Origin of the sequence: Escherichia sp. MOD1-EC6842, assembly GCF_002965705.1 — a bacterium.
Classification (GTDB): Bacteria; Pseudomonadota; Gammaproteobacteria; order Enterobacterales; family Enterobacteriaceae; genus Escherichia; species Escherichia ruysiae.
Window position 1 is genome coordinate 134,884 of record NZ_PTRF01000005.1, and the last position, 12,008, is coordinate 146,891.

The 12,008-nt window shown below is 51.3% G+C and carries 9 protein-coding genes and 1 tRNA gene; 1 reads left to right on the forward strand and 9 read right to left on the reverse strand.

The window, feature by feature from the left end; genetic code table 11:
* Positions 1–13: 13 nt before the first annotated feature.
* The 9 genes from nlpI to A7Z29_RS08065 form a co-directional block, all read right to left on the reverse strand.
* Complete coding sequence (gene nlpI, locus A7Z29_RS08025) at positions 14–898, reverse strand: lipoprotein NlpI (protein ID WP_000802080.1); 885 nt, start codon at positions 896–898, stop codon at positions 14–16.
* 108 nt (positions 899–1,006) lie between these two features.
* Complete coding sequence (gene pnp, locus A7Z29_RS08030) at positions 1,007–3,142, reverse strand: polyribonucleotide nucleotidyltransferase (protein WP_000933927.1); 2,136 nt, start codon at positions 3,140–3,142, stop codon at positions 1,007–1,009.
* Positions 3,143–3,388: 246 nt separating this feature from the next.
* Positions 3,389–3,658 (reverse strand): 30S ribosomal protein S15, encoded by a 270-nt coding sequence (gene rpsO, locus A7Z29_RS08035; protein WP_000059470.1) that lies wholly within the window; start codon positions 3,656–3,658, stop codon positions 3,389–3,391.
* A gap of 148 nt (positions 3,659–3,806) precedes the next feature.
* Positions 3,807–4,751, reverse strand: coding sequence for a tRNA pseudouridine(55) synthase TruB (truB, locus tag A7Z29_RS08040; protein ID WP_105290073.1), 945 nt, complete (start codon positions 4,749–4,751; stop codon positions 3,807–3,809).
* Positions 4,751–5,152 carry a 30S ribosome-binding factor RbfA gene (gene rbfA / locus A7Z29_RS08045; protein ID WP_001040205.1) on the reverse strand — a complete coding sequence of 134 codons (402 nt, stop codon included), beginning with the start codon at positions 5,150–5,152 and terminating at the stop codon, positions 4,751–4,753. The genes truB and rbfA overlap by 1 nt, the downstream gene beginning before the upstream one ends.
* A 162-nt stretch (positions 5,153–5,314) precedes the next feature.
* Entirely contained in the window at positions 5,315–7,987 is a 2,673-nt protein-coding gene (gene infB / locus A7Z29_RS08050; RefSeq protein WP_000133059.1) for a translation initiation factor IF-2, read from the reverse strand.
* Between the two features lie 24 nt (positions 7,988–8,011).
* The gene (nusA, locus tag A7Z29_RS08055) at positions 8,012–9,499 is read right to left on the reverse strand and encodes a transcription termination factor NusA (protein ID WP_001031044.1); all 1,488 of its coding nucleotides are present in this window, start codon (positions 9,497–9,499) and stop codon (positions 8,012–8,014) included.
* A 27-nt stretch (positions 9,500–9,526) separates the two neighbouring features.
* Positions 9,527–9,979: a ribosome maturation factor RimP gene (rimP, locus tag A7Z29_RS08060; protein WP_001300397.1), complete on the reverse strand. Its 453-nt coding sequence runs from the start codon at positions 9,977–9,979 to the stop codon at positions 9,527–9,529.
* Positions 9,980–10,185: 206 nt separating this feature from the next.
* Positions 10,186–10,262 (reverse strand) — tRNA-Met (locus tag A7Z29_RS08065).
* A 347-nt stretch (positions 10,263–10,609) separates the two neighbouring features.
* Here A7Z29_RS08065 and argG point away from each other — a divergent pair.
* Complete coding sequence (gene argG, locus A7Z29_RS08070) at positions 10,610–11,953, forward strand: argininosuccinate synthase (protein ID WP_000207675.1); 1,344 nt, start codon at positions 10,610–10,612, stop codon at positions 11,951–11,953.
* Positions 11,954–12,008: the final 55 nt, after the last annotated feature.

Here is a 12,008-nt window from a genome sequence, read left to right on the forward strand (position 1 = left end):
ATGTGTACGTCAGCTATTGCTGGTCCGATTCTGCCAGGTCATCTTGGTCCTGGCCCAGGAGCGATAATTCCAACAATGCGTATCGGTGCTCAACAAAGTTATGAACGTTGTTGGCAACCGCCAGTTTGAACAGTGCCGTGGCGCTGTCCAAATCCCCCAGACTTAGGTAGTACTTACCTAAATAGAAGTTGGTTTCACTGAGATGCTCAGCGAGCGAGGTGTTATCCGTTGCGTCCGCCTTGAGCCTTTCCATTAACGTTTGTTCGCTAATGTTGCCCAGGTAGAACTCGACAATGTTCCATCCCCACTGCTCCTTGTCCGATTTTTCGAAGTGCTGTTTCAACACTTCTTTAGCCTGCTTCTCATCGAGCTTCTGCTCGGCGAGATAAAGCCACAGACTACGGAAAGGATCATTGGGATCGTCTTGATAAAACGCCAGCAGATCATCTTGCGCTAACTTGTCACGACCGCCGTAATATAATGCGATCCCGCGATTCAAGTGCGCGTAGTTGTAAGTTGGATCAAGCTCAAGTACAGAATCAAACGCTTCATAGGCAGCATCAAAATTGCCTGCCTGCGTTAAATATATGCCTAAGTAATTGAATACTTCAGGCATATCCGGTCGGATTGCCAGCGCCTGCGAAAAATCGTTACGCGCTAATGCCCTCAGACCAAGACTATCATACAACACTCCGCGCTCATATAAAAGCTGTGCGCGCTCGTCATCGGTTAAAGCCCGACTGGCAAGGATCTGTTCCATACGTGCCAGAATCACTTCCTGCTGTAAAGTCGGTTGCAATGGCACTGCGAGGACTTCACTTTTACGCCAGGAAGTATTACTGCATCCTGCAAGCGTAAGTGCTGTCGCAACGAAACACCAGCGCAAAAAAGGCTTCATTTCCCACTCCCGAAGACCACGGTTGAATGAACGTCCTGTTCCCGGTTGCTAACAAGGCGTCCTGCCCGGTTAAAAGCCCCCCGCCGCAGCGGAGGGCAAATGGCAACCTTACTCGCCCTGTTCAGCAGCCGGAGCTTCCGGTGCTGCAGCAGGTTGAGACTGCTCAGTCGCTTCTTTAATGCTCAGACGGATACGGCCCTGGCGATCAACTTCCAGAACTTTCACCGGCACTTCCTGACCCATCTGCAGGTAATCGGTCACTTTCTCAACGCGTTTGTCAGCGATCTGAGAGATGTGTACCAGACCTTCTTTACCGCCACCGATGGCAACAAATGCGCCAAAGTCAACGATACGGGTCACTTTACCATTGTAGACGCGGCCCACTTCGATTTCTGCAGTGATCTCTTCGATACGACGAATAGCATGTTTCGCTTTCTCGCCGTCGGTCGCTGCGATCTTCACAGTACCGTCATCTTCGATTTCGATGGTTGTGCCGGTTTCTTCGGTCAGGGCACGGATAACAGAACCGCCTTTACCGATAACGTCTTTGATCTTGTCTGGGTTGATCTTGATGGTATGGATACGCGGAGCGAACTCAGAGATATCGCCACGTGGCGCGTTGATCGCCTGTTCCATTACGCCCAGGATATGCAGACGCGCACCTTTAGCCTGGTTCAGCGCAACCTGCATGATCTCTTTGGTGATACCTTCAATTTTGATATCCATCTGCAATGCAGAGATACCGTCGCGGGAACCCGCAACTTTGAAGTCCATATCGCCCAGATGGTCTTCGTCACCCAGAATGTCAGACAGTACAACGTAGTTGTCGCCTTCTTTCACCAGACCCATTGCGATACCCGCAACGGCGGCTTTGATCGGCACACCTGCGTCCATCAGCGCCAGAGAAGCGCCGCACACGGAAGCCATAGAAGAGGAACCGTTGGATTCGGTGATTTCAGACACAACACGTACGGTGTACGGGAATTTGTCCATATCCGGCATTACAGCCAGCACGCCACGCTTCGCCAGACGACCGTGACCAATTTCACGACGCTTCGGAGAACCGACCATGCCAGTTTCGCCTACGGAGTACGGAGGGAAGTTGTAGTGGAACAGGAAGGTATCGGTACGCTCGCCCATCAGTTCATCAAGAACCTGCGCGTCACGTGCAGTACCCAGCGTTGCGGTAACCAGCGCCTGAGTTTCACCACGGGTGAACAGTGCAGAACCGTGAGTACGCGGCAGCACGCCAGTACGGACATCCAGACCACGGATCATATCTTTTTCACGACCGTCGATACGCGGTTCGCCTGCCAGTACGCGGCTACGAACAACATTTTTCTCGATAGCGTGCAGAATTTCACCCAGTTCGTTTTCGTCCAGGGTTTCGTCTTCAGCAAGCAGCGTCGCGATGGTTTCAGATTTGATCACGTCAACCTGCGCATAACGCTCTTGTTTGTCGGTGATGCGGTAAGCATCGCTCAGACGAGCTTCAGCCAGTGCAGCAACGCGTGCGTTCAGCTCTTCGTTTACCGGCTCCGGCTGCCAGTCCCAACGCGGTTTACCGGCTTCTTTCACCAGTTCATTGATGTTCTGAATAACAACCTGCTGTTGTTCATGACCGAACACCACTGCGCCCAGCATCTGGTCTTCGCTCAGCAGTTCAGCTTCAGATTCAACCATCAGTACAGCGGCTTCAGTACCCGCAACAACCAGATCCAGTTTGCTCTCTTTCAGCTCGTCCTGGGTCGGGTTCAATACGTACTGATCATTGATGTAACCCACACGGGCAGCACCAATCGGACCATTGAACGGAATACCAGACAGAGACAGTGCTGCAGAAGCACCAATCATCGCGACGATATCCGGGTTAACCTGCGGGTTAACAGAAACCACGGTGGCGATAACCTGAACTTCGTTGACGAAGCCTTCCGGGAACAGCGGGCGAATCGGACGGTCAATCAGACGCGCGATCAGGGTTTCGCCTTCGCTTGGGCGGCCTTCACGACGGAAGAAGCTACCCGGGATACGACCAGCAGCGTAGGTACGCTCCTGATAGTTAACGGTCAGTGGGAAGAAATCCTGACCTGGTTTGGCTTTTTTCTGACCAACAACGGTAACGAATACCGCAGTGTCATCCATGCTAACCATAACAGCGGCAGTGGCTTGACGCGCCATCATGCCAGTTTCCAGAGTTACGGTGTGTTGACCGTACTGGAATTTACGAACGATCGGATTAAGCAATGTAATATCCTTTCTCTTTCTTAGACAGCACCTTAACGGCGCTGGTGTTAATACCCGATCTTCTGCGCATCCTCGCGACTAATGACAACCCTAACCCAGCCTGATGTGGGTAAAGCCTCTCATTAGCCGCGCGAACCTCTGCAACGGAAGATCATTCATAGCAACAATACATTAGTTTCCAGTGAATTGCTGCCGTTAGCTTGAAAAAAGGGGCCACTCAGGCCCCTTTTCTGAAACTCGCAAGAATTAGCGACGCAGACCCAGACGCTCAATGAGCTGGGTGTAACGTGCTACGTCTTTACGTTTCAGGTAGTCGAGCAGTTTACGACGCTGAGAAACCATGCGCAGCAGACCACGACGGCTGTGGTGATCTTTTTTGTGCTCTGCAAAGTGACCCTGCAGGTGGTTGATCTGTGCAGTCAGCAGTGCTACCTGAACTTCGGTAGAACCGGTGTCGTTTTCACCACGACCAAACTCAGAAACGATTTTAGCTGTTGCTTCAGTACTTAGAGACATTTTAAAACTCCAAAGTATATAGAATGAAAGGACGCCGATCTCTAATTCAGCGATCCCAGTGTACGTTACGCAAAGTGTTAAACAATTTACGCGACGTTAAGCGGCAGTATTCTACTCGTAGCGACCTGTTATCGCAAGACGGTTAACATTACGCCGGGTATTCAACCACCAGGCGACGAGGCGCGACACGGCCTTCATCGTCAATTTCGCCCATACCGATAAACTTGCCGTTCTCACCTTCTGTAACACGAACCAGTCCTTCCAGCGGCGCACCAGATGTACGAACCGGGTTACCATTTTTGAAGTAAACAGAAGATGTTAACGGAAGATTCACTACCGGGTAGTCCGAAGCTGGACTGTCCATTGGCATCAATAATGGATCAAGCAATTGTGCCGCCGGAATCTCTTGCTGTTCAGCTTGCTCAACCAGTTCACGCAGATGTTCCAGAGTCACCATCCGTTCGACTGGATATTTACTTACTGCCAGACGGCGCAGGTAAATAACATGCGCGCCACAGCCGAGTTTTTCACCCAGGTCGTCAATGATGGTGCGGATATAGGTGCCTTTTGAGCAATGAATTTCCAGTTCCAGCTCATTGCCTTCATGACGAATAAACAGCAGTTCATAAACGGTAATCGGACGCGCTTCGCGTGGGACTTCAATGCCCTGACGCGCGTACTCATACAGTTTTTTGCCCTGATATTTCAGCGCCGAATACATCGAAGGGATCTGTTCGATATCGCCACGGAACGTATCCAGTGCTGCCGCCAGTTGCTCTGCACTAAAGGTTACCGGACGCTCCTTAACGATTTGTCCGTCAGCGTCGGAAGTATCGGTACGCTGCCCAAGACGCGCAATCACCCGATAACGTTTGTCGGAGTCCAGCAGATACTGGGAAAACTTCGTCGCTTCCCCAAGGCAAATCGGTAACATGCCGGTCGCCAGCGGATCCAGCGCTCCGGTATGCCCGGCACGGTTGGCGTTATAAATACGTTTCACTTTTTGCAGCGCATCGTTGCTGGACATACCCTGCGGTTTATCCAGCAACAAAACGCCGTTAATGTCGCGACCGCGACGACGAGGACGACTCATTAGTCCTCCTTGCTGTCGTCCGGGTTAACACGACGTTCTTCGTCATGTTTGACCACGCTGGTCACCAGGTTTGACATACGCATCCCTTCAACCAATGAGTTGTCGTAGAAGAAGGTCAGTTCCGGCACGATACGCAGGCGCATCGCTTTGCCCAGCAGGCTGCGGATGAAACCAGAGGCTTCCTGCAACGCTTTGATGCCTGCTTTAACCGCGTCTTCATCTTTGTCGTTAAGGAACGTCACATATACTTTCGCATACGCCAGGTCACGAGACATTTCGACACCGGAAACGGTGGTCATCATGCCCAGACGAGGATCTTTAATTTCGCGTTGCAGGATGAGAGCGATCTCTTTTTGCATTTCCTGCGCTACGCGCTGCGGGCGACCAAATTCTTTCGCCATAATAAATTCTCCTGACAAAAAAGGGGCCATAAGCCCCTTTTTAAAATTAATTTCAGGTGGAAGGGCTGTTCACGTAGGCCTGATAAGACGCGCCAGCGTCACATCAGGCAACGGCTGCCGGAAGTGACGCAAACGCCTTATCCGGCCTACACCCAATCAACCTTAGGCAATCGTACGCTGGATCTCGATGATTTCGAATACTTCGATCACATCGCCAGTGCGGACGTCGTTGTAGTTCTTAACGCCGATACCACATTCCATACCGTTACGGACTTCGTTAACGTCATCTTTGAAGCGGCGCAGGGACTCCAGCTCGCCTTCGTAGATAACCACGTTGTCGCGCAGAACGCGGATCGGGTTGTGACGTTTAACCACACCTTCGGTAACCATACAGCCTGCGATGGCGCCGAATTTCGGTGATTTGAACACGTCACGCACTTCTGCCAGACCGATGATCTGCTGTTTCAGTTCCGGAGACAGCATACCGCTCATCGCCGCTTTAACTTCATCGATCAGGTTATAGATGACGGAGTAGTAACGCAGATCCAAGCTTTCCGCTTCAATCACTTTACGTGCAGAGGCATCAGCACGAACGTTAAAGCCAACCAGGATGGCGTTGGATGCAGCCGCCAGGGTGGCGTCGGTTTCGGTGATACCACCTACACCAGAACCGATAATCTTCACTTTAACTTCGTCAGTAGACAGTTTCAGCAAGGAGTCGGAAATCGCTTCCACAGAACCCTGTACGTCTGCCTTCAGGACGATATTCACTTCGTGAACTTCGCCTTCGGTCATGTTGGCGAACATGTTCTCGAGTTTAGATTTCTGCTGACGCGCCAGTTTAACTTCACGGAATTTGCCCTGACGGTACAGTGCAACTTCACGAGCTTTCTTCTCGTCACGAACAACGGTAACTTCGTCACCCGCAGCCGGAACACCGGACAGGCCAAGGATTTCCACCGGAATGGACGGGCCTGCTTCCAGCACTTCCTGACCGAGTTCGTTACGCATTGCACGAACACGACCGTATTCGAAGCCACACAGAACGATGTCGCCCTTGTGCAGAGTACCTTCACGTACCAGCACAGTTGCAACCGGACCACGACCTTTATCGAGGAAGGATTCGATGACCGCACCGCTCGCCATCCCGTTACGCACGGCTTTCAGTTCCAGAACTTCAGCCTGCAGCAGGATCGCATCCAGCAGTTCGTCGATACCTGTACCCGCTTTTGCAGATACGTGTACGAACTGGCTTTCACCGCCCCACTCTTCCGGCAGAATGCCGTACTGGGACAGTTCGTTTTTAACGCGATCTGGATCGGCTTCTGGCTTATCGATTTTGTTCACAGCAACCACAACCGGCACACCCGCCGCTTTCGCGTGCTGGATTGCTTCAATGGTCTGCGGCATTACGCCGTCATCTGCAGCGACAACAAGAACTACGATATCCGTTGCCTGCGCACCACGTGCACGCATTGAAGTAAACGCGGCGTGCCCCGGGGTGTCCAGGAAGGTGATCATGCCGTTTTCAGTTTCAACGTGGTATGCACCGATGTGCTGGGTAATGCCACCTGCTTCGCCAGAGGCCACTTTCGTTGAACGAATGTAGTCCAGCAGGGAGGTTTTACCGTGGTCAACGTGACCCATAATGGTCACGACCGGCGCGCGCGGTTCAGCCGCAGCGCCAGTATCACGGTCGCTCATTACCGCTTCTTCCAGTTCGTTTTCACGACGCAGGATAACTTTGTGGCCCATCTCTTCGGCAACCAACTGTGCGGTTTCCTGGTCGATGACCTGGTTGATGGTTGCCATTGCACCCAGTTTCATCATCGCTTTGATAACCTGAGAGCCTTTAACCGCCATCTTGTTCGCCAGTTCGCCAACGGTGATGGTTTCGCCGATCACCACGTCACGGTTAACGGCCTGAGCTGGCTTCTGGAAGCCCTGCTGCAGTGAAGAACCTTTACGTTTTCCGCCTTTACCGCCACGTACTGCTGCGCGCGCTTCTTCGCGATCGGCCTTAGATTCAGAGTGTTTGTTGCCTTTTTTCGGACGCGCTGCTTTCGCGTTACGACCACGGCCACGACCGCCTTCGACTTCACGATCGCTTTCGTCTTCTGCCTGGCGAGCATGTTGAGAGGTTGTAACGTGATAATCGCTGGAATCTTCGGTCGGTTCCGCGCTATCAGTCCATTTGTTTTCTTCCGCCATACGACGTGCTTCTTCAGCAACGCGACGTGCTTCTTCTTCGAGTTTACGACGCGCTTCTTCTTCAGCTTTACGCTTGAGCTCTGCAGCTTCCTGCTCACGGCGGGCTTTTTCAGCCTGGGCGTTTTTAGTCATATCGTCTTGTTGATTGCTCACTTTGTCTTTTTCCGCAGCTTCACGTTTCGCTTGTTCAGCGGCTTCACGTTTAGCTTGTTCTGCGGCCTCACGTTCAGCTTTTTGTTGCGCCTCGCGTTTGGCCAATTCTTCTGCCTCACGACGGGCTTGCTCTTCCGCTTCACGCTGCGCTTGCTCTTCCGCTGCAAGGCGTTCAGCCTCTTGCGGATCGCGTTTCACAAAGGTGCGTTTCTTGCGGACTTCGATTTGTACCGATTTGCTTTTTCCACCGGTACCAGGAATGTTAAGGGTGCTACGTGTTTTACGTTGCAGCGTTAATTTGTCCGGCCCTGAATTTTTCTGATTCAGGTGGTCAATTAAAGTCTGTTTCTCTTGTGCAGTCACAGAGTCGTCAGCAGACTTCCGGATACCTGCATCAGCAAATTGCTGTACCAGGCGTTCCACGGAGGTCTGTCGCTCTGCGGCCAGCGTTTTAATCGTTACATCTGTCATGCTGTTCCTTCCTGCTACAGTTTATTACGCTTCGTCACCGAACCAGCAAATATTACGGGCAGCCATAATCAGTGCTCCGGCTTTTTCGTCGGTCAACCCTTCGATATCAGCCAGATCATCAATGCCCTGTTCGGCGAGATCTTCCAGCGTACAAACGCCACGGGCGGCCAGTTTGAATGCCAAATCACGATCCATCCCTTCAAGGTTCAGCAGATCGTCAGCCGGTTTGTTATCACCGAGGCTTTCTTCCTGGGCCTGTGCAATGGTGGCCAGTGCATTTTTAGCACGCTCGCGCAGTGCTTCAACAGTCGGCTCATCAAGGCCTTCAATTTCCAACAGCTCTTTCATCGGCACATAGGCCAGTTCTTCCAGCGTCGAGAAGCCTTCTTCTACCAGGACAGTGGCAAAGTCTTCGTCAATGTCGAGATAACGGGTGAAGGTATCGATCGCTGCGTGTGCTTCCGCCTGATGTTTAGCCTGCAGGTCGTCAACGGTCATTACGTTGAGTTCCCAACCACTCAGCTGCGAAGCCAGACGCACGTTCTGACCGTTACGGCCAATTGCTTGCGCCAGATTACCAGCTTCAACGGCGATATCCATGGTGTGTTTATCTTCATCCACCACGATAGAAGCAACGTCTGCCGGTGCCATTGCATTAATAACGAACTGCGCCGGGTTATCATCCCACAGGACGATATCGATACGCTCGCCGCCAAGCTCGGTGGAAACTGCCTGAACACGGGCACCACGCATACCGACACAAGCACCTACTGGATCGATACGTTTATCGTTGGTTTTCACCGCGATTTTCGCACGAGAGCCAGGATCGCGAGCGGCAGCTTTAATTTCAATCACTTCTTCGCCGATTTCCGGCACTTCAATGCGGAACAGTTCGATCAGCATTTCCGGTTTGGAACGGGTGACGAAAAGCTGCGCGCCACGCGCTTCCGGGCGAACGGAATAAAGCACGCCACGAACGCGGTCGCCAGGGCGGAAGTTTTCACGCGGCAGCATGTCTTCACGCAGGATGACAGCTTCAGCATTGTTACCCAGATCCAGAGAGATGTTATCGCGGTTTACTTTTTTCACCACGCCGGTGATGATTTCACCTTCGTGTTCACGGAACTGATCAACAACCATCGCGCGTTCGGCTTCACGAACTTTCTGCACGATAACCTGTTTTGCCGTCTGAGTCGTAATGCGGTCAAAGGTGACAGACTCAATCTGATCTTCAACATAATCGCCCAGGTTCAGGCTTTCATCTTCAAAACGCGCAGCTTCAAGGGTGATTTCTTTGGTCGGCTGTGTGACTTCATCAACAATCAGCCAGCGACGGAAGGTGTCAAAATCACCACTTTTGCGATCGATCTGTACGCGAACGTCGATCTCTTGTTCATATTTTTTCTTGGTTGCTGTAGCCAACGCGCTTTCCAACGCTTCGAAAATTTTCTCGCGAGGCAGCGCCTTTTCATTGGAGACGGCTTCAACTACAGCCAAAATTTCTTTGTTCATCGCGGGGTTTTCACCTCATCCAGACTATTAAAAGTGGGGAACCAGGTTCGCCTTCTGGATATTACTCAGCGCGAACACTTCATCTTTACCTTCGACGGTAACTGTGATCATTTCACCGTCTACCGCTTTGATAACGCCCTGCCATTTACGACGGTTTTGTACCGCCATGCGGAGAACCAGAGTCACCTCTTCTCCGACAAAACGGGCGTAGTGTTCAGCCGTGAACAGTGGGCGATCGAGACCCGGTGAGGAGACTTCCAGGTTATAAGCAACGGTGATGGGATCTTCAACATCCAACACGGCACTTACCTGGTGGCTCACATCAGCACAATCATCAACATTGATGCCATCTTCACTATCAATATAGATGCGCAGTGTGGATGTGCGACCGCGAATAAACTCGATGCCAACCAGTTCAAAACCCAGGGCCTCAACTGGCGCAGTAATCATCTCTGTTAATTTTTGCTCTAATGTGGACAAGCCCACCCCCAAGACATAAAAAAAGGGCCTAAAGCCCAGTTATTCTGTAGTCAGATAACAAAAAACCCCGATAAATCGGGGCTTTATATAACTGAACCCTATAACCGCAAATGCGGTCTGGAGCACTTTCCAGAAGGATTTTTTCAAATCCCACTACGAAGGCCGAAGTCTTCACAGTATATTTGAAAAAGAACTCTAAGGGAAAGTGGTTGCGGGGGCCGGATTTGAACCGACGACCTTCGGGTTATGAGCCCGACGAGCTACCAGGCTGCTCCACCCCGCGCCTGAAACGTGGCAAATTCTACTCGTTTTGAGTAAAAAATGCAAATACTGCTGGGATTTGGTGTACCGAGACGGGACGTAAAATCTGCGGTCATTATAGTGATCTACGCCACATTTTGTCAACATTTATTGCTACTCACGTGAATGGATATCCTGTTCACTTTCATTGATTGAATAATTTCTACCTCACCTTACTTCTTTTAAGCGCATTATTTTACAAAAAACGCACTAAACTCTTCCGGTCTCCGATAAAAGATGATTAAATGAAAACTCATTTATTTTGCATAAAAATTCATTTAGAGCGGAAATCCAGGCTCATCATCAGTTAATCAAGCAGGGTGTTATTTTATGACGACGATTCTCAAGCATCTCCCGGTAGGTCAACGTATTGGCATCGCTTTTTCTGGCGGTCTGGACACCAGTGCCGCACTGCTGTGGATGCGACAAAAGGGAGCTGTTCCTTATGCATATACTGCAAACTTGGGTCAGCCAGACGAAGAGGATTATGATGCGATCCCTCGTCGTGCCATGGAATACGGCGCGGAGAACGCACGTCTGATCGACTGCCGCAAACAACTGGTGGCCGAAGGTATTGCTGCTATTCAGTGTGGCGCATTTCATAACACCACCGGCGGCCTGACCTATTTCAACACCACGCCGCTGGGCCGCGCCGTGACTGGCACCATGCTGGTTGCTGCGATGAAAGAAGATGGCGTTAACATCTGGGGTGATGGCAGCACCTATAAAGGAAACGATATCGAACGTTTCTATCGTTACGGCCTGTTGACCAACGCAGAACTGCAAATTTACAAACCGTGGCTTGATACTGACTTTATTGATGAGTTAGGCGGTCGTCATGAAATGTCTGAATTTATGATTGCCTGCGGTTTCGACTACAAAATGTCGGTCGAGAAAGCCTACTCCACCGACTCCAACATGCTTGGTGCGACGCACGAAGCGAAAGATCTGGAATATCTCAATTCCAGCGTCAAAATCGTCAACCCGATTATGGGCGTGAAATTCTGGGATGAGAGTGTGAAGATCCCGGCAGAAGAAGTCACGGTACGTTTTGAACAGGGTCATCCGGTGGCGCTGAACGGCAAAACCTTTAGCGATGATGTGGAAATGATGCTGGAAGCCAACCGCATCGGCGGTCGTCACGGCCTGGGCATGAGCGACCAAATCGAAAACCGTATCATCGAAGCGAAAAGCCGTGGCATCTACGAAGCTCCGGGGATGGCGCTGCTGCATATCGCTTATGAACGTCTACTGACCGGTATTCACAATGAAGACACCATCGAGCAGTATCACGCGCATGGTCGTCAGTTAGGCCGTTTGCTGTACCAGGGACGTTGGTTCGATTCCCAGGCATTGATGCTACGTGACTCTCTGCAACGCTGGGTTGCCAGCCAGATTACAGGTGAAGTTACTCTGGAGCTGCGTCGCGGGAATGATTACTCCATCCTCAATACCGTCTCTGACAACCTGACTTACAAACCAGAACGTCTGACGATGGAAAAAGGTGACTCGGTGTTCTCGCCAGATGATCGTATCGGTCAACTGACCATGCGTAACCTGGATATCACCGATACTCGCGAGAAACTTTTCGGTTATGCCAAAACGGGTCTGCTCTCATCTTCTGCCGCTTCCGGCGTACCGCAGGTTGAGAATCTGGAAAACAAAGGCCAGTAATTCGACGTTAACCCTGCCCATCAAGGGCGGGGTTATCTGGATTTCCTCTGTAAAA